At 74.1% G+C, this 17,238-nt stretch carries 17 protein-coding genes and 3 pseudogenes; 12 read left to right on the forward strand and 8 right to left on the reverse strand.

All coding sequences use genetic code 11. The annotated features are described in order from the left end of the window. Window positions 1-6: 6 nt before the first annotated feature. Window positions 7-1,008, reverse strand: a complete 1,002-nt coding sequence (locus QQK45_RS11025) for a PDR/VanB family oxidoreductase (protein ID WP_284293290.1) — start codon at window positions 1,006-1,008, stop codon at window positions 7-9. After that, window positions 1,005-1,658 (reverse strand): helix-turn-helix domain-containing protein, encoded by a 654-nt coding sequence (locus tag QQK45_RS11030; protein WP_284293291.1) that lies wholly within the window; start codon window positions 1,656-1,658, stop codon window positions 1,005-1,007. The genes QQK45_RS11025 and QQK45_RS11030 overlap by 4 nt, the downstream gene beginning before the upstream one ends. 186 nt (window positions 1,659-1,844) lie before the next feature. Here QQK45_RS11030 and QQK45_RS11035 point away from each other — a divergent pair, with 186 nt between their 5' ends. The 12 genes and pseudogenes from QQK45_RS11035 (at window position 1,845) to QQK45_RS11090 (ending at window position 13,710) form a co-directional block, all read left to right on the forward strand. Then, complete coding sequence (locus tag QQK45_RS11035) at window positions 1,845-3,116, forward strand: amidohydrolase family protein (RefSeq protein WP_284293292.1); 1,272 nt, start codon at window positions 1,845-1,847, stop codon at window positions 3,114-3,116. 196 nt (window positions 3,117-3,312) lie between these two features. Next, complete coding sequence (locus QQK45_RS11040; RefSeq protein WP_284293293.1) at window positions 3,313-3,948, forward strand: ABC transporter ATP-binding protein; 636 nt, start codon at window positions 3,313-3,315, stop codon at window positions 3,946-3,948. Next, complete coding sequence (locus QQK45_RS11045; protein WP_284293294.1) at window positions 3,948-4,799, forward strand: ABC transporter permease; 852 nt, start codon at window positions 3,948-3,950, stop codon at window positions 4,797-4,799. Before QQK45_RS11040 ends, QQK45_RS11045 begins: the two co-directional genes overlap by 1 nt. Window positions 4,800-4,908: 109 nt before the next feature. Then, window positions 4,909-6,090, forward strand: coding sequence for a substrate-binding domain-containing protein (locus QQK45_RS11050; RefSeq protein ID WP_284293295.1), 1,182 nt, complete (start codon window positions 4,909-4,911; stop codon window positions 6,088-6,090). Between the two features lie 12 nt (window positions 6,091-6,102). Beyond that, window positions 6,103-7,476: an FAD-binding oxidoreductase gene (locus QQK45_RS11055; RefSeq protein ID WP_284293296.1), complete on the forward strand. Its 1,374-nt coding sequence runs from the start codon at window positions 6,103-6,105 to the stop codon at window positions 7,474-7,476. Next, complete coding sequence (locus QQK45_RS11060; RefSeq protein ID WP_284293297.1) at window positions 7,473-8,261, forward strand: creatininase family protein; 789 nt, start codon at window positions 7,473-7,475, stop codon at window positions 8,259-8,261. The genes QQK45_RS11055 and QQK45_RS11060 overlap by 4 nt, the downstream gene beginning before the upstream one ends. Next, window positions 8,258-8,869, forward strand: coding sequence for a pyridoxamine 5'-phosphate oxidase family protein (locus tag QQK45_RS11065; protein WP_284293298.1), 612 nt, complete (start codon window positions 8,258-8,260; stop codon window positions 8,867-8,869). Before QQK45_RS11060 ends, QQK45_RS11065 begins: the two co-directional genes overlap by 4 nt. Continuing rightward, a complete protein-coding gene (allB, locus tag QQK45_RS11070) occupies window positions 8,869-10,218 on the forward strand; it encodes an allantoinase AllB (RefSeq protein WP_284293299.1) in 1,350 nt (449 codons plus the stop codon). Before QQK45_RS11065 ends, allB begins: the two co-directional genes overlap by 1 nt. A 26-nt stretch (window positions 10,219-10,244) precedes the next feature. After that, a pseudogene (locus QQK45_RS11075) lies at window positions 10,245-10,583 on the forward strand (factor-independent urate hydroxylase); the annotation flags it as partial. 119 nt (window positions 10,584-10,702) lie between these two features. Then, window positions 10,703-11,104 carry a hypothetical protein gene (locus tag QQK45_RS11080; protein ID WP_284295022.1) on the forward strand — a complete coding sequence of 134 codons (402 nt, stop codon included), beginning with the start codon at window positions 10,703-10,705 and terminating at the stop codon, window positions 11,102-11,104. After that, window positions 11,101-11,628: a nucleoside deaminase gene (locus QQK45_RS11085; protein WP_284293300.1), complete on the forward strand. Its 528-nt coding sequence runs from the start codon at window positions 11,101-11,103 to the stop codon at window positions 11,626-11,628. The genes QQK45_RS11080 and QQK45_RS11085 overlap by 4 nt, the downstream gene beginning before the upstream one ends. Before the next feature lie 384 nt (window positions 11,629-12,012). Further along, the gene (locus tag QQK45_RS11090; protein ID WP_284293301.1) at window positions 12,013-13,710 is read left to right on the forward strand and encodes an HNH endonuclease signature motif containing protein; all 1,698 of its coding nucleotides are present in this window, start codon (window positions 12,013-12,015) and stop codon (window positions 13,708-13,710) included. A 140-nt stretch (window positions 13,711-13,850) separates the two neighbouring features. Here QQK45_RS11090 and uraH read toward each other — a convergent pair whose 3' ends face one another. The 6 genes and pseudogenes from uraH to QQK45_RS11115 all read right to left on the reverse strand — a co-directional run bounded on the left by uraH (window position 13,851) and on the right by QQK45_RS11115 (window position 17,200). After that, a complete protein-coding gene (uraH, locus tag QQK45_RS23195) occupies window positions 13,851-14,261 on the reverse strand; it encodes a hydroxyisourate hydrolase (RefSeq protein WP_284295023.1) in 411 nt (136 codons plus the stop codon). 42 nt (window positions 14,262-14,303) lie between these two features. Beyond that, a pseudogene (locus QQK45_RS23200) lies at window positions 14,304-14,492 on the reverse strand (2-oxo-4-hydroxy-4-carboxy-5-ureidoimidazoline decarboxylase); the annotation flags it as partial. Window positions 14,493-14,560: 68 nt separating this feature from the next. Continuing rightward, window positions 14,561-14,737: pseudogene (locus QQK45_RS22250) on the reverse strand (hypothetical protein); the annotation flags it as partial. After that, window positions 14,734-16,056, reverse strand: a complete 1,323-nt coding sequence (locus QQK45_RS11105; RefSeq protein WP_284293302.1) for an allantoate amidohydrolase — start codon at window positions 16,054-16,056, stop codon at window positions 14,734-14,736. The pseudogene QQK45_RS22250 and the gene QQK45_RS11105, both read right to left, overlap by 4 nt. Then, the gene (locus QQK45_RS11110) at window positions 16,053-16,724 is read right to left on the reverse strand and encodes a pyridoxal-phosphate-dependent aminotransferase family protein (protein WP_284293303.1); all 672 of its coding nucleotides are present in this window, start codon (window positions 16,722-16,724) and stop codon (window positions 16,053-16,055) included. Before QQK45_RS11110 ends, QQK45_RS11105 begins: the two co-directional genes overlap by 4 nt. Further along, window positions 16,661-17,200 (reverse strand): aminotransferase class V-fold PLP-dependent enzyme, encoded by a 540-nt coding sequence (locus QQK45_RS11115; RefSeq protein ID WP_284293304.1) that lies wholly within the window; start codon window positions 17,198-17,200, stop codon window positions 16,661-16,663. The genes QQK45_RS11110 and QQK45_RS11115 overlap by 64 nt, the downstream gene beginning before the upstream one ends. Window positions 17,201-17,238: the final 38 nt, after the last annotated feature.

The raw sequence follows: 17,238 nt of genomic DNA on the forward strand, positions 1-17,238 counted from the left end.
GGCCGCTCAGAGCTCGAGGACGAGGCGGGGGCAGCCCGCCGCGGCGCGCGAGACGCACAGCATCATGGTCCGGTTCTCGGCCTGCTCGTCGGGCGTGAGCACCGAGTCGCGGTGGTCGGCCTCGCCCGAGACGATCGGCGTCTCGCACGTGCCGCACGTCCCCTCGCGGCACGACGACAGCACGAGCACGCCGGCGTCCTCGACGGTCTCCAGGATCGTCCGCCCGGACGGCACCGCGAGCGTGACCCCGGACAGCTCGAGCTCGACCTCGAACGCGGTGTCGACGGTGGCGTCGGCCCCGCCGTCCCGCTCCTTCGGCTCGAAGCGCTCGAGGTGGAGCGAACCGTGCGGCCATGCCCGCACCGCGTCCTCGACTCCCGCCAGGAGGCGCGCCGGGCCGCAGCAGTACACCTGCGCGCCCGCGGGGAACGCGGCCGGGTCGCCGAGCAGCGCGTCGAGGTCGGCCCGGCCGCCCTCGTCGGCGACGTGCAGGACCACGCGCCCCGGGTGCTTGGTCGCGAGCTCGTCCGCGAACGCCATGCGTGCCCGGCTCGTGCCCGCGTAGTGCAGCACCCAGTCCGTCCCGGCGGCCTCCGCGGCCGCGACCATCGGCAGGATCGGCGTGATCCCGATCCCGCCCGCGACGAGGACGGCGGGCGCGGCGGCGTCGAACACGAAGTGGTTGCGCGGCCCGCGCGCGGTCAGCTCCTCGCCGACGACGAGCTCGTCGTGCACCCACGCCGAGCCCCCGCGCCCCGGGTGCTCGCGCAGCACCGCCACCGTCCAGGTCCGCGCGTCGGCGGCACCGCACAGCGAGTACTGGCGCTCGACGACGGTCCCCGGCTCCCCGGCGCCTGCGCCCGGCAGCGTCAGGTCGACGTGCGCCCCGGGTTCTGCGCTCGGCAGGGCCGAGCCGTCGACGGCCGCGAGGGTGAGGGCGACGACGTCGTCGGCCAGGGGCTCCTTGGCGACGACGACGACGCGGCGCGAGGTGTCGGGTGCGGTCACGGGTGGCTCCTGTCGCGTCGGCGGCGGGTGGGCGGGTCGGCGAGCTGCGGCTTCTGCTTGACGACGATCAGGCGGAACCGGGCGCCGTCGGCCGAGCGCCACCGGTGCGGGGTCCCGCCCCGGTAGTAGGCGGAGTCGCCCGGGCCGAGGCTCGTCGTGCCGTCGTCGCCCAGGTCGAGCAGGACCCGGCCCTCGATCACGTAGAGGAACTCGTCCTCGTCGTGCACGTAGTAGTCGCCGGGGTCCGTGTTCGCGCCGACCCACTCGAGGGGCTCGAACGCGCGGGCGCCGCGGACGAGCAGCCGCGCCTCGCCCTGCGAGAACGGGCCGCGTGCGCCCTCGGTGGACCGCAGCACCTGCGGGCGCGGGTCGTCGGGGTCGGGCTGCTGCGGGTCGCCGGCCGCCAGCAGCTCGACCTGGCTCGTGCCGAGCGCCTGGGCGATCCGCTCGAGCGAGACCATGCTCGGGCGCGCGTGCCCGCGCTCGAGCTGGCTGAGGAACGGGTGCGACAGCCCCGTCCGTTCGGCGACCTGCATGAGGGTCAGCCCGTGCGCGCGGCGCAGGGCGCGGATCCGCGCTCCGACCCGTTGCGCCTGCTCGTCGACGACCCGTTCGGCGACGGGAACGGCGGGGGTGGCGATGGGGCTCATGCCTGGACCGTAACCGTCCCGTCTCCGTGCGAGCGGAGCCGTCGATCACTCTTTACACGCGCGGCCCGACGCGTTACGCGGCCGAAACGAGCGCTCCGTAGCGTCCTCGATGTTGATCCCATCAACATCCATGGGCCGTCACGAGGGCGTGTCGTCCACCCGTCACCGACCCTCGGGAGGACCGTCGTGAGCGCACAGCCACCTCGCCCCGTCTCGCTGCTCCGCGGTGCCACGCTGGCCGACGGAACCGTCGCCGACGTCGTCGTCGAGGGCGAGGTCGTCACCCAGGTCCTGCCCGCCGGGCAGAGTGTCGCCGTCGGGACCGGGGACGTCGTCGACCTCGACGGCTTCGTCCTGCTGACGGCCCCGGCCGAGCCGCACGCCCACCTCGACAAGGCGCGCAGCTTCGAGCTCGCCGCGCCGCCCCTCGGCGACCTGGGCTCGGCGATCGACGCGTGGCGTGCGTACGCCGCGACGATGACCGTCGAGTCGATCACCGCGCGGGCCCGCGCGCAGGTGCTCCAGATGCTCGCGTCCGGCACGACGGCGATCCGCAGCCACGTCGACGTCCTCAGCGGCGACGGCACCGCGACCGTCGAGCAGGCGACCCGCGGGGCCCGGGCCCTCCTGGAGGTGCGCGAGGAGCTCGGCTCGCTCGTCGACCTCGAGCTTGTGGCGCTCGCCGGTCCCCAGTGCCCGGACGAGCACGTCGAGGCGGTGCTCGACCTGGGGATCGACGTGGTCGGCGGCGCGCCCCACCTCGCGGACGACCCGCTCGCCGACCTCGACCGGCTCCTCGCGATCGCCGGCCGGCGCGGCCTGCCCGTCGACCTGCACACCGACGAGAGCCTTGACGGCCCGGTCACGCTCGACGCCTACGCGCTGGCCGTGCGCGACTGGCCCCGCGACCGGCAGTACTCGGCCGGGCACTGCGTCCGCCTCGGCACCCTGCCGGTCGCCGAGCGCGACCGCGTGGTGGCCGAGGTCGCGGCGTCGGATCTGGGGGTCATCACCCTGCCCATCACGAACCTGTACCTGCAGGGCTGGGACGCGCCCGTCGGGACGCCGCGCGGCCTCACGGCGATCCGCGCGCTCCTCGACGCCGGGGTGCGCGTGGCCGCCGGTGCCGACAACGTCCGCGACCCGTTCAACCCGGTCGGTCGCGGCGACGCCCTCGAGACCGCGTCGCTGCTCGTCACCGCCGGACATCTGTCGCCCGCCGAGGCCTACGGGCTCGTGTCCGACGGCGCGCGCAGCGTTCTCGGGCTGGCTCCGGCCGGGCCCCGTCCGGGTGCCCGGGCCGACCTACTCGCCGTGCGCGGCGAGAGCCTCGCCGACGTCGTCGCGAGCGCCTCGGCCGACCGCGTCGTCGTCCACCGGGGGAGCGTCGTCGCACGCTCGACCCTCACCACGACCATCGCCGCCCCGGACGTCCGAGAACCGGTCCCGGTGGGCTGAGCCGCGCGTCGGCCCGCAGCACCCCGATTCCCCAGGAACCCGCGCACGAGGAAGAGGTACCCGTGACCACCGCCACCGCACCCGTCACCGCGACGGTGACCAGCACCCTGCTCGACTTCCAGGACGTCGAGATGACGTTCCCCGACGGCACCGTCGCCCTGCGCGGCGTCCACCTGACGGTCGACCGGGGGAGTTCGTGTCCGTCGTCGGACCGTCCGGCTGCGGCAAGTCCACGCTGCTCCGGATCGCGTCGGGCCTCGAGACGGCCTCCGACGGCGTCGCGCAGGTCGACGCGTCCCGCATCGGCTACGTCTTCCAGGACGCCACGCTCCTGCCGTGGCGGTCCGTGCAGGACAACGTCGAGCTGCTCGCCGAGCTCAACGGCCAGCCCAAGGAGGCGCGGCGCGCCAAGGCGGGCCGGGCCATCGAGCTCGTCGGGCTCACCGGCTTCGAGAAGCACCTGCCCAAGCAGCTCTCGGGCGGCATGCGGATGCGCACGTCGCTCGCCCGCTCGCTCACGCTCGACCCGGAGCTGTTCCTCTTCGACGAGCCGTTCGGGGCGCTCGACGAGATCACGCGCGAACGCCTCAACGACGAGCTCCTCCGGCTGTTCGTCGAGCAGCGGTTCGCGGGCCTGTTCATCACGCACTCGGTCTCGGAGGCGGTCTACCTGTCGACGAAGGTCGTCGTCATGTCGGGCCGGCCAGGCACGGTCGTCCGCACGTTCGACGTCCCGTTCCCGATGCCCCGCGACCCCGACATCCGCTTCACCCCCGAGTTCGCCGAGCTCGTGGGCGAGGTCTCTCGCGCCCTCCGGGAAGGACACCGCTGATGGTCACCCTGCAGGAAGTCACCGAGGCGCGCGTCGCGCGCGTCGCCGTCCGGCGGACGAAGAAGCGCGCGCCCGCCTCGTGGTGGCAGCCGGTCGTCGTGCTCGCCCTGCTCGTGGGCGTGTGGTGGCTCGTCGCCGCGTACTACGACAAGTCCAAGGGCCTCGCGTTCCTGGTCCCGTACCCGCACCTCGTGCTGCAGGCGCTCGTGCACGACACCACGCAGCCCACGTTCAACCAGGAGCTGTGGCAGGCGCTGGGCCGGTCGACGGCGGTGGCGCTGACCGGGCTCGCGATCGCGATCGTCATCGGCGTCGCCTGGGCCGTGGTGATGTCGCAGGCGAAGTGGCTCGAGCGGTCGCTCTACCCCTACGCGGTCGTCCTGCAGTGCGTCCCGATCCTCGCGCTCGTCCCGCTCATCGGTGCCCTCTTCGGCTACGGCTTCCCGTCGCGCGTGATCGTGACCGTGATGATCGCGCTCTTCCCGATGGTCTCGAACACGCTCTTCGGCCTCCAGTCCACGGACAAGGGGCAGCGCGAGCTGTTCCAGCTCCAGGGCGCAGGGCGCGGGACCCGCCTCGCTAAGCTCCAGCTCCCCGCGGCCCTGCCGTCGATCTTCGTCGGGCTGCGCACCTCGGCCGGTCTCTCGGTGATCGGGGCGATCGTCGGCGACCAGTTCTTCCAGCGCGGCAACCCGGGGCTGGGCGTGCTCATCCAGGTGACCGCGTCCCGCCTCATGGGGCCCGAGCTCTACGCGACCATCATCGTCGCCTCGCTGCTCGGCGTCGCCGTCTTCCTCGTCTTCGGACTCCTCGGCCGCCTGGCCGTGGGCCGTTGGTACGACTTCAGCTGAGCCCGTCCGGGCCCCGCTGACTGCCCGGCGCCGCGACCGCGGACGCCGCAACCATCTCTCCCTCCCCGCCCACACCCCTGTACTTCCCGACCCCTGAAACGGAGCACCCATGCGCACCAGGACCCGCATCGCCGTCGCCTCGTCCGTGACGGTCGCCGTCGTCGCCCTCGCCGGCTGCAGCGGCGGCACCAGCGGCTCGACGACGGGCGCGACGTCGTCCGCGGCCGCCACCGGACCCGCCGTCGACCTGTCCGGGGTCTGCCCCGCGACCGTCGTCGTCCAGACCGACTGGAACCCCGAGGCCGACCACGCCCACCTGTACCAGATGCTCGGTCCCAACCCCTCGATCGACGCCGAGAAGAAGTCGGTGACCGGCGACCTGTACGCGAACGGCAAGCCGACCGGCGTGAAGCTCGAGGTCCGCGCCGGCGGACCCGCGATCGGCTTCTCCACCGTGAGCGCCCAGATGTACCAGGACAAGAGCATCACGATGGGTTACGTCTCCACGGACGAGGCCATCGAGTTCTCGGGCAACCTGCCCACGACGGCGGTGTTCGCCGAGAACGACAAGTCGCCCATGGTCGTCATGTGGGACCCCAAGACGTACCCCGACGTCAAGACGATCGCCGACCTCGGCAAGGCTCTCGACAAGGACGGCGGCGTCGTCCGCTACTTCAACGGCGCGGCGTACATGACGTACCTGACGGAGAGCGGCATCCTGCCGAAGGCCACGACCGACGGCAGCTACGACGGGACGCCCGCGAAGTTCGTCACCGCCAAGGGCAAGGACGGCCAGCAGGGCTTCGCGACCGCCGAGCCGTACGTGTACGAGCACGAGGTCGGCGCGTGGGCCAAGCCGGTCCAGTACCAGCTCATCGCCGACACGGGCTGGTCGCCGTACCCCGAGACCATGTCGGTGCGCACCGGTGACCTGACGAAGCTCAGCCCGTGCCTCGAGAAGCTCGTCCCGGTCATGCAGCAGGCCGACGTCGACTACTTCAAGGACCCGGCGCCCACCAACGACCTCATCGTCAAGCTCGTGAACGCCTACAACAACGGCTGGGCGTACGACGCCGAGGTCGGCGCCTTCGCGGCGAAGCAGATGCGGTCGCTGAACATCGCGACGAACGGCGACAACGACTACGTCGGTGACATGAACGCCGAGCGCGTGAACGACCTCATGAAGATCGCCGTCCCGATCTTCACCACGAGCGGCGGTCACGTGAAGTCCGGGCTCAAGGCCGACGACCTGTTCACCAACACGTTCCTCGACACGTCGATCGGCTTCTAGGAGATGGCACCCATGACCGCATCACCCGAGGCCGTCGCCGCCCTGCGCGCCGAGCTCGCCGCCCTGCTGGGCGAGCGCGGCGTCAGCGACGACGAGCGGACCCGCGCACGGGCGTCCGTCGACGAGGCGACCATGAGCCCGATCCTCAGCGAGCAGCTTCCGCTCGGGTTGGCCGACCTCGTCGCCTACCCGACGAGCGCCGAGCAGATCGCGTTCGTGCTCGCGGCCGCGTCGCGGCACGACGTTCCCGTCACGACGCGCGGCAAGGGGACCGGCAACTACGGCCAGGGCATCCCGCTCCAGGGCGGGCTCGTGCTCGACACGTCGCGGGCGCGCGCCGTCGTCGAGGTCGGCGACGGCTGGGTCACCGCCGAGGCCGGTGCCCCCATGGTCGCGCTCGAGCAGGCGGCGAACGCCGCCGGGCAGCAGCTGTGGATGTACCCGTCGACGGCGCAGTCCACCGTGGGCGGGTTCCTGTCCGGCGGGTCGGGGGGCACGGGCTCGATCACGCACGGGTCCAACTGGGAAGGGTTCGTCACCGCCCTCGACGTCGCACTCCCCGGCGAGGACGGCCTGCGGCACGTCGAGGGGGACGAGGCGCAGACCTTCGTCCACACGTACGGGACGGCGGGTGTGATCGCCCGCGCGACCGTCCGGCTCGAGCCCCTGCAGGACTGGCGCGCCGTGTACGCGAGCTTCGACGACTTCGGCGGGGCGCTCGCGGCCGTCCGCTCGCTGCGCGGCCTCGACCCGGCGCCACGCCTCGTCAGCGCCGACCTGCCCTTCGTCGCCGACCGGCTGCCCGCCGACCCGGCCATCGTCCCCGGGACGTCTTCGCTCCGGGCGATCCTCGACGCGACCACCCTCACGGAGGCCACGGGCCTGATCGAGGCGGCGGGCGGCGCCGTGACCGCGGTCCGCGAGGGCGCCCAGGCCACGCTGAAGGTCTCGATGCTCTCCTACAACCACCCGATCTGGTGGCTCAAGAAGAACGAGCCCGACATCGTCTACTTCCACGTCGAGGTCGGGGGAGAGGCGCTGATCGACGCGATCGACGAGGTCCACGCCGTCTACCCGGGCGGCATGCTGCACATCGAGGCCGCGCACCGGTTCCCCATCGGGATGCTCACGGCCCCCTACACGGGCGCCGACGACGTCTACGCCGGCTACCCGAAGCTCCAGGAGCTCGGGGTCCGGGTCCACAGCCCTCACCAGTACTACGTCGACCACGGCGTCGAGGAGCTGCTCGCGCTCAAGGCCACCACCGACCCGGCGGGTCTCCTCAACCCGGGCAAGCTCGGCACCCCGGAGGGCGTCGTCGTCGGCGACGCGACGGCGTCCGCGCAGCCGGCTGTGCCGGCAGCGGTTCCCGGGTTCGGAAAATGAGCGGCACCCGTCGGCTCGTCGAGCTCCCGGGCCCGACGCTCGCCGGCCGCTTCACGAAGGACACGATCGTCGTCCAGCCCACGGGGGCGATCGAGCACCACGGGCCGCACCTGCCCCTGCAGACCGACTACCTCCTGGCGGACGAGATCGGGAACGCCGCCGTCGAGGCCGCGGCCGCGGGTGGCCTCGACGTCTGGGCGCTGCCCACGATCGCGTTCACCAAGTCCGACGAGCACAGCTGGGCGCCGGGCACCGTCTGGCTCGACGCCATGACGATGTTCGACACGGTCGTCCAGGTGGGCCGCTCGGTCGCGACCATGGGTGCCGGGACGCTCGTGTTCGCGAACGGTCACGGCGGGAACGTCGCGCTCCTGCAGGTCGCGCTGCGCGAGATCCGACGGCTCTACGGGCTGCGGACGTTCCTCATGCCGACCCTCACCCGCACGGACCCGCCGCACGGCGAGGGCGAGGACGAGCGCGGCCTCGGGATCCACGGCGGGACCGCCGAGACGTCGATCATCCTGCACCTGCGCCCCCACCTCGTGGACCTGTCGGTCGCAGACCGCTGGGTGCCCGAGCACCTTGCCGACCTCGAGCACATCGGCTTCAACGGGAAGTCGGTGAGCTTCGGGTGGCTGTCGGACGACTTCGGGACGCCCGGCGTCGTCGGCGACCCGACGCAGGCGACGGCCGAGTACGGGAAGCTCCTGTGGGACGAGTCGGTCGCCCAGGCGACCGCCGCGCTGCGGGAGATCGCGGCCTTCGACCCGGTGGGCCGCGCATGACGGGTCTGCCGCAGGCCCCGACCACGCCGCCGGACGAGCCGTTCGGGCTCCTAGCGGACTGGCTCCCCGCGCCCGACAGCGGCGAGACGCCTGTCATGACGCTGTCCACGACCGGCGTCGACGGGTACCCGGACGCCCGGACCGTCCTCCTGTCCCTGTTCGACGGCGCGCGCGTGCACTTCCACACCGACTCGCGCTCGCGCAAGGTCGTCGAGCTCGGGGTCGTCCCGCGCGCGACCGTCACGGTGCTCCAGCCCGAGGCGGCCCGTCAGGTCGTCATCACGGGCGACGTCGCGCCCGTGACCCCCGAGGAGGCGCTCGCGGCCTTCCGGAACCGGAGCCGGTACCTGCAGCTGCTCGCGTGGCAGAACGACGTCGGGACCGCGCACCTCGCCCCGGCTGAGCGGCGCGTCCGGTGGGACGCGTTCGACGCGGCGCACCCCGGGCCGCTCGACCCGCCGCCGACGTGGCGCGGGTACGCGCTCACGCCCGTGCGCGTCGTGCTGTGGGAGGGCGACGAGCGGGGGCCGAGCACCCGGCTCGCGTACGAGCTCGAGCGTCGGCGGAAGAATCGGGAGCGGTGGACGTGGGAACGGTGGGCGGGCTGATGAGCGGACTGGACCTCGTGCTCCGCGGGCGCGTCGTGCTGCCCGACGGCGAGCGGCTCGCGGCCGTCGGGGTCGCGGACGGCCGGATCGCCGTCGTCGCCGGGCAGCACGACGCACCGCTCGCGGCGCGCGAGGACCGGACGCTCGGTCCGGACGAGGTGCTGATCCCCGGGCTCGTGGACACGCACGTCCACGTCAACGAGCCCGGGCGGACCGAGTGGGAGGGCTTCGCGACGGCGACCGCCGCGGCCGCGGCCGGGGGCGTCACCACGATCGTCGACATGCCGCTGAACTCGATCCCGCCGACCGTGTCGCCCGAGGCCCTGGACGTGAAGCGGGCGGCCGCGGCCGGGGTGGCGGCCGTCGACGTGGGCTTCTGGGGCGGGGCGATCCCGTCCAACCTCGGGCGCCTGCGTGCCCTGCACGACGCCGGGGTGTTCGGGTTCAAGTGCTTCCTCGCGCCGAGCGGGGTCGACGAGTTCCCCCACCTCGACCGGGCGCAGCTCGACGCGGCGCTCGACGAGCTCGCCGACTTCGACGGCCTCCTCATCGTGCACGCCGAGGACCCCGACGCGCTCCCGCACGGCTACGGCGGCGGGCGCGGCTACGCGGGCTACCTCGCGTCGCGCCCGGACGAGGCCGAGGTGGCCGCCGTCGAGCACGTGGTCGAGGGCGTGCGCCGCACCGGGGGCGGGCGCACGTCCTGCACGTGTCGAGCGCGGAGGTGCTGCCCGTGCTGCGGGCCGCGAAGGCCGAGGGGCTGCGGATCACGGCCGAGACCTGCCCGCACTACCTCTCTCGACGCCGCGTCGGTGCCCGACGGCGCGACGCGATTCAAGTGCGCACCGCCGATCCGCGACTCCCGGAACCAGGACCTGCTCTGGGAGGCGCTCGACGACGGCACGATCGACCTCGTCGTCACCGACCACTCGCCCTCGACCGTCGAGCTCAAGACGGCGGGCGGCGGCGACTTCGGCGTCGCGTGGGGCGGTATCGCCGGGCTCCAGCTCGGGCTCGCGGCGGTCTGGACCCAGGCGGCGCGCCGCGGGGTCCCGCTCGCGCGCGTCGTCGGCTGGATGGCGACCGCGACCGCGCGCTTCGTCGGGCTCGACGACCGCGGGGCGATCGCGCCCGGTCGCCGCGCCGACCTCGCGGTCGTCGCCCCCGACGCCGAGCTCGTCGTCGACCCCGCCCGCCTCGAGCACCGCAACCCCGTCACCGCGTACGACGGCGCCCGGCTGCGCGGCGTCGTGCGCGAGACCTGGCTCGCGGGCGCACCCGTGCGGCCGGGAGAGCGGCGCGGTGCGCTGCTCGACCGGCCCGTCCCCGCCGTGCTCACCGCCCCCTGACCGCCCCCGTCCCCGAGGAGGAACCCATGACCTACACCCTCACGAGCCACCAGTACGGCAAGGCGGAGAACCACATCGTCCGGATCTACCGCGACACCCCGCGGCACGAGATCCGCGACCTCACCGTCACCACGGCCATGCGGGGCGCCTTCGAGGACGCGTACCTCACGGGCGACCAGTCGAAGGTGCTGCCGACCGACACGCAGAAGAACACGGCGTTCGTCTACGCCAAGCAGCACGGCGGCGGGACCGTCGAGGACTACGGGATCGCCCTCGCGAAGCACTTCGTCGACGACGTCGAGCCCATCCACGGGGCGCGGATCGACGTCGTCGTCGACGACTGGGAGCGGGTCGTCGTCGACGGCGAGGAGCACGACCACACCTGGGTGCGCCGCGGCCCCGAGAACCGGACCGTGACCGTGACGGTCGACGGCAAGGGGAGGCCCAGACCGTCCACGTCGGGGGTGGGATCCGCGACCTCGTCATCCTCAAGTCGACCGGCAGCGAGTTCCACGACTTCCTCACCGACGGCTTCACGACGCTCGAAGAGACCAAGGACCGGATCCTCGCAACCGCGATCGACGCGACGTGGGAGTTCTCGGAGACCCCGCCCGACTGGGACGCCGCCTACGCGGCCGTCCGTGCCGCCGTCGTCGGGACGTTCGCGACCCTGCACTCGCTCGCGCTGCAGCAGACGCTGTGGCACATCGGCGGGGCGGTCCTCGACGCCGTGCCCGAGGTCGCGTCGATCTCGCTCGTCGCGCCCAACAAGCACCACTTCCTCTACGACTTCACGCGGTTCGACACCGACGTGCAGAACGCCGGGGAGGTCTTCCACGCCGACGACCGCCCCTACGGCCTCATCGAAGCGACGGTGACGCGATGACCGCGGTGCACGTGGCGGCGTCGGCCTCTGCCGGCGGGACGGGCGGCTGGCCCGCCGACGACGCGGCCTGGCTCGCGCGGACCGTCGAGCTCGCCGTCGCGAACGTCGCAGCCGGGGGCGGGCCGTTCGGGGCCGTCGTCGTGCAGGCGGGGCGGCTCGTCGCCGAGGGCGCGAACAGCGTCACGCGCGACAATGACCCGACCGCGCACGCCGAGGTCAACGCCGTGCGGGCCGCGGGACGGGCGCTCGGGACGTTCGACCTCGGCGGGACCACGCTGTACAGCTCGTGCGAGCCGTGCCCGCTGTGCCTCTCGGCCGCGCTGTGGGCGCGGATCGACCGCGTCGTGTTCGCGGCCGACCGGACCGACGCGGCGCGGGCGGGGTTCGACGACGACGAGTTCTACGCGAGGTTCGCGACCGGCCGGTCGTCGTGGGAGCTGCCGCGGGTCACCGAGCGGCGGATCGCGACCGCGACCCTGCCGTTCGAGCGGTGGAGCGTCCACGCGGCGCGGGTGGAGTACTGAGAGGTGCGTGTAGGTCGAGGGTGACGCCGCCAGTGACGAGGGCGACGCCCCGTTCGCCGACGGTGACGCAGGGTCCGCCGACGGTGACGCCCCGTTCGCCGACGGCGACGCCCCGTTCGCCGACGGTGAGGACTCGCCGGCGAACGGGTCGCGGGCCGCGGTCCACAGGTTTGCCCCGGGCCCTGGCGCGCCGCCCCTCGCCCCGCTAGAATCGAACACGTGTTCGAACCGTTGGGTGGTGAGAGAGAGGCGGTGACCGGTCCGGTCGCCGCGTCCCCGCGCGCCGCCGCGGTCGAACGAGGCGCTGCAGCCATCGAACGGGCTCAAGGTCCCGGCCCGCCGGAACCGGTCTCGGGCGTTGCGTCGCTGGTCGAGCTCGCGTTGGTGAGCGTGCTGCTCAAGGCGCTCGAGGTCGGGCCCGGGGTGCGCCACGGCGTGCCCGACGTGGCCGTGCCCGAGCCCGCTTCCTGCAGCGAACCGGCGACCCCGCACGGCGGGCGGGCGGAGACCGCTTCCGGTCGTGGCCCGGTCGGCGGCGTGGTCCTGGACGCGGCGCGCCGGCTCGCGGGGGCGGACCTGTCGCAGGTGGCGGACGACGCGCTCGTGGACGCGGTCGTGGCGTGGCAGCAGGTCGCGTCGTGGGCGGCGGCCGAGCAGGCCCGGGTGGTCGGGGAGCTGTTGGCCCGGGGCGGGTCCTCGTCGCGAGCGGCGGACGCGGTCGTGCACGAGCTCACGGCTGCGCTGGTGACCTCTCGGCGCACCGCGACGGCCCTCGTCGGCCGAGCGGCCGGGCTGGGCCGGGCACCCGAGGTCGCCGACGCCCTGGCCGGCGGGTGGATCGACACCGCCCGCGCGGACGTCCTGGTCTCCTACGACGCGGTCCCGGTCGCGGTGCGTGAACGGGTCGCAGCCGACCTCGTTGGCACCGCGGACGCGCCGGGCCCCGCGATCGGGCTGACCCCGGCCCAGCTGCGTGAGCGGCTGCGCCGGGCCGCGATCGAGGCCGACCCGGGTGCCGCGAGCGTGCGGGCGCAGGCCGCGGCCGCGGATCGCCGGCACGTGTGGATCGACCCCGCACCGGACCAGATGGCCTGGCTGACCGCGCTCCTTCCCGCGGCGGATGCCGCCCGCGTCTGGGCACGGGTCGAGGACCTCTCACGTACCGCGGTCTGCGCCCCGGGCGAGACCCGGACCCTGGCCCAGGCCCGCGCCGACACCCTCACCGACCTCGTCACCGGCACGACCGGCACCGAGACGACGACCCAAGACGGCGCAGCGCAGACCACCATGACCGGCAGCGATGTCCCCGGCAGCGATATCCCCGCCACCGGTGCGACCGGTTCGGTCGGTTCCATCGGCTCAGGGGCGGTCCGGACGGTCGTGAACGTGACGGTCGCAGCCACGACCCTGCTCGGGCTCGATGAGTCCCCGGCCGTCCTGGCCGGGTACGGCCCGGTCCCCGCCGCGGTGGCCCGGGTCCTGGCCGCGGGCGGCGACGCGACCTGGCGCCGGATCCTGACCGACCCCGCCACCGGCGTCGCCACCGACGTGTCCCGCACCGCCTACCGGCCCGGCGTGGTGCTCGGGGACCTGGTCCGCACCCGCGACGCCACATGCACGTTCCCCGGCTGCCCCGTCCCCGCGACCCGGTGCGACCTGGACCACCTCGACCCGTTCGACCCCGCCCGCCCCACCGCCGGGCAGACCCGCGCCGACAACCTGCACCCCGTGTGCCGGGCCCACCACAACGCCAAGACCCACGGCGGATGGACCACCAGCCGCGACCCCGACAACACGATCACCTGGACCGCGCCCTCCGGACACCGCTACACCACCCCGGCCCGACCCACCGACCCCACCCTGCCCACCGGCCCCACCCGACACGGGCCACCACCCGCTCCAGAGGCGCCGCCTGCGACACAGCTGCCGCCGCGCACCCCACCGCACCAGGCGCGACCGACAGCAGCAACGCCGTCGAGACCCACAGCACCGGCAGCGCCATCGACCGCCAGACCGCGGTCGGGATCAAGGCCGTCGCGTCCCGAGACCACCACGCGCGACGACGGCGACCCACCCTCCTGAGAGGTCTCCGACGAGCCCTCCTGACCGATCGCGCCGCGCGTCCGAGCCTGCCCGGACACCCCCGTGTCTCAGCCCTGCGGCGAGCGACGGAGTAGATCTGAGCTGGAGAGAGGCTTGCCTTCCGCCGGTGGCGGGCCGGCTCAGCTGCCGCGGTAGGTGGAGTAGCCGAACGGGCTCAGAAGCAGGGGGACGTGCAGGTGTTCGTCGTCCGGTCCGACGACGAACGTCACGGTGACTTCGGGGAAGAACGCCGTTCCTCCGCCGTGCTCGTCGTCGGCCTCGGCCAGGTACTCCGCGGTGTCGAACGTGAGACGGTACCGGCCGGGCGTCAGGGTGCCGGGGCCGAGCGTCCGGACCCGGCCGTCGTCGTCGGTAACCGCGGAGCCGAGCCCACGCCACTCGCCCTGCACCAGGGCGTCCAGGCGGACCGGGACGCCCGCCGCCGGGCGTCCGGCGGCCGTGTCGAGCACGTGGGTGGTGACCAGGCTCGGGGTGTCGGTCGGCGCCGGCTTCGCGACGTCCGCGAACGTCGCGCGGAGCCGCGACGCCATGATCTCGCGGAGCTGCTGGGCGACGACGCTCTGCTCCGCGTCGTCGTCGAGCCCCAGCCGTCGGTCCAGCTCGGCCAGGATCTCGGCGCGTGTCCGGCCCGCGGCGCGGATGAGGAACACGCGGCCGAACCGGTCCTCGTACGCGCGGTTCCCGTCGGCGAGCCGGGCGGCGAGGTCGGCGTCGTCCGCGTCCGACGACGCCTGCTCCGCCTGAGAGAAGCGCGCCTCCACCTCGCCGTGCGTCGCGCTCGGTCGCTCGCCGATCCGGGGTGCGCCGCGAGCGCCTCGTCGATCTCTGCGGCGGTGAGCGGGGTCGCGGCCCCGACCGCGGCGTCGACCAGCGCGTCGACGGTCGCGTACGGGGCGCCGCCGACGACGTCGTCGACCCAGCGGCGGACACCGAGCGCCGGGCGCAGCCTCGCGGCGAGGGCGTCGCCCGTGAGGGTCGTGGGGTCGGCGGACGGATCGTGCGTCATGTGCGGTCCTCCGGTGTCCGGTCCTCGTCCGACGCGACCCTCGCCGCGTCGTCGGACTCGAACCGGTGGGCGAGCTCCGCGACGGTGGCTGCGAACGCGTCGAGCGCGACGGCGACGTCGGCCTCGGCGACGATCTCGTCGGGGCTGTGGCTCACGCCGCCGTTCCCGTTGCGCACGAACAGCATGCCCACGGGGGCGACCCCTGCGACGACCATCGCGTCGTGCCCCGCGCGGGACCACAGCGCCAGCGGCTCGGGCGCCCCGGCGGCGTCGATCCCGGCGCGGACGGCGTCGCGCAGCCAGGGCGCGCACGCCACCGCGTCCGCGCGGTACGTCTCGGTCGCGCCGAACCGCAGCGACCGGGCGGCGGCGATGCGCTCGGCGGCCGCCTCGATCCGGACCCAGGCGGCGTCGCGGGCGGCGTCGTCGGCGGCCCGCAGGTCGAGGCTCAGCTCGACGACCCCCGGGACGACGTTCACCCCGCCGGGGAAGGCCTGCAGACGCCCGACGGTCGCGACCACGCCCGACGAGCGCCCGATCCGCTCGACCTCCACCACGAGCTCCGCGGCCCCGACGAGCGCGTCGCGCCGGCGCTCGTAGGGCGTGCCGCCGGCGTGCCCGGCGCGCCCGGTCATGGTGAGCGCGAAGCGTCGCGCCCCGGCGATCGACGACACCACCGCGAGGGGGAGGTCCGCCTCTTCGAGGAATGGTCCCTGCTCGATGTGCGCCTCCAGGTAGGCGACGAGCGACCCGGGTTCGCGTGCCGCCTCACCCACGCGAGAAGGGTCGAGCCCGTAGGCCGCGAACGCGTCCGCCATCGTGACGCCGTCGGAGTCCGTGAAGCCCCACCAGTCCTCGACCCACGACCCGGCGAGCGCCCGCGACCCGCTGAGCGCGCTCCCGAAGCGCGTGCCCTCCTCGTCGGAGAACGCGACGACCTCGAGCGCGAACGGCAGCTCGCCGGGCCGCACGCCTCGGGCGACCTCGATCGCGAGCAGGACGCCGAGCATCCCGTCGTACCGGCCGGCGTCGGGCACGGTGTCGACGTGAGACCCCAGCAGCACGGCCGGCAGGCCGGGGCGCGCGCCCTCGAGGCGGCCGCACAGGTTCCCGGCCGCGTCCTCGTGGACGGCGAGCCCCGCCTCCCCCATCCAGGCGCCCACGAGGTCCGCCGCGCGCCGGTGCTCGGGGGTGAGGTGGGTGCGCTCGAGTGCGTCCGGGCGGGCGCTGATCGCGCCGAGCTCGTCGGCGCGCGCCATGACCCGCGCGGCGGCGGTCGCGGCGCGCCCGGTGGCTGTCGTCGTGGCCGTCGTCGTCATGCCGCCTCCGTGTAGCGCTCGACGGCGGCGCCGACGCCCGCCCCTCCCGTGACCCGGACGCCGCCGGCACGCAGCACGTGTTCGAGCGCGGCGAGCGTCGTGAGGACGGTGTCCCTGCGGGCGTTGTAGCCCATGACGCCGATCCGCCAGATCCGACCGTGCAGCGGGCCGAACGACGTCCCGATCTCGATCGCGAAGTCGCGGAGCAGGGCCGCGCGCGCCGCCTCGCCGTCGATGCCGGCGGGGATCTCGACGCCCACCACGTTGTTCATCCGGTGCGTCTGGTCACCGAACAGCGTGAGCCCCAGCGCCGTGAGCCCCGCGACCATCGCCGAGCCGTGCAGCGCGTGGCGGGCGACCGCCGCGTCCAAGCCCTCCTCGGCGAGCAGGCGCGCGCACTCGTGCGCCGCGTAGAGCATCGAGGTCGCCTCGGTGTGGTGGTTGAGCCGCTGCGGCCCCCAGTAGGCGAGGATCTGGCCCAGGTCGAGGTAGTTGGAGCGGATCCGGTCGCGCCCGGGCGAGGGGCCGTCGTCGGGGTCGTCACGCAGCCCGGCCTCCACGCTCGTGCGCCGTCCGATCACCTCGACCGCCCGCTCGGACAGGCTCACGGGCGACGAGCCGGACGGCCCCGCGAGGCATTTCTGCAGGCCCGCGGTCGCGGCGTCCACCCGCCACTCGTCCATCGCGAACGTGTTCCCCCGAGCGACGCCGTCACGTCGGTGTAGAGGAGCACGCCTTGCGCGCGGCAGACGGCGCCGATCTCGTCGAGCGGCTGGGCGACCGTCGTCGAGGTGTCGCCGTGGACGAGCGCGAGCAGCGTCGGGCGGACGCGGTCGAGCGCGGCGACGAGCTCCGAGGTCGGGAAGACCGTGCCCCACTCGCGCTCGATCACGTGCACCTCGGCGCCGGCCCGCTCGGCGATCTCACGGAGCAGGTGCCCGAACCGCCCGAACACGGGCACGAGGACCCGGTCGCCGGGGGACACGAGCGACACGAGCGCCGCCTCGATCCCGGCGCGCGACGTGCCGTCGACGAGCAGGGTCGCGTCGTTCGTCGTCCGGAAGACCGTGCGGTACAGCTCCTGCGTCTGCGTCATGTACCGCGTCATCACGGGGTCGTACTGGCCGACGAGCGAAGCGGACATCGCGCGGAGGACCCGGGGGTCGGCGTCGATCGGACCGG

The sequence above is a fragment of the Luteimicrobium album genome, assembly GCF_030161555.1.
Taxonomy (GTDB): domain Bacteria; phylum Actinomycetota; class Actinomycetes; order Actinomycetales; family Cellulomonadaceae; genus Luteimicrobium; species Luteimicrobium album.

What these genes read in the sequence shown, in the direction of transcription:
- QQK45_RS11085 (WP_284293300.1), top strand. Translation starts at nt 11,101, where the DNA reads ATGACCGCGGTGCACGTGGCGGCGTCGGCCTCTGCCGGCGGGACGGGC.
- QQK45_RS11105 (WP_284293302.1), bottom strand. Translation starts at nt 16,056, where the DNA reads ATGACGACGACGGCCACGACGACAGCCACCGGGCGCGCCGCGACCGCC.
- uraH (WP_284295023.1), bottom strand. Translation starts at nt 14,261, where the DNA reads ATGGCGTCGCGGCTCCGCGCGACGTTCGCGGACGTCGCGAAGCCGGCG.
- QQK45_RS11045 (WP_284293294.1), top strand. Translation starts at nt 3,948, where the DNA reads ATGGTCACCCTGCAGGAAGTCACCGAGGCGCGCGTCGCGCGCGTCGCC.
- QQK45_RS11115 (WP_284293304.1), bottom strand. Translation starts at nt 17,200, where the DNA reads ATGTCCGCTTCGCTCGTCGGCCAGTACGACCCCGTGATGACGCGGTAC.
- QQK45_RS11060 (WP_284293297.1), top strand. Translation starts at nt 7,473, where the DNA reads ATGAGCGGCACCCGTCGGCTCGTCGAGCTCCCGGGCCCGACGCTCGCC.
- QQK45_RS11065 (WP_284293298.1), top strand. Translation starts at nt 8,258, where the DNA reads ATGACGGGTCTGCCGCAGGCCCCGACCACGCCGCCGGACGAGCCGTTC.
- QQK45_RS11030 (WP_284293291.1), bottom strand. Translation starts at nt 1,658, where the DNA reads ATGAGCCCCATCGCCACCCCCGCCGTTCCCGTCGCCGAACGGGTCGTC.
- QQK45_RS11050 (WP_284293295.1), top strand. Translation starts at nt 4,909, where the DNA reads ATGCGCACCAGGACCCGCATCGCCGTCGCCTCGTCCGTGACGGTCGCC.
- QQK45_RS11055 (WP_284293296.1), top strand. Translation starts at nt 6,103, where the DNA reads ATGACCGCATCACCCGAGGCCGTCGCCGCCCTGCGCGCCGAGCTCGCC.
- allB (WP_284293299.1), top strand. Translation starts at nt 8,869, where the DNA reads ATGAGCGGACTGGACCTCGTGCTCCGCGGGCGCGTCGTGCTGCCCGAC.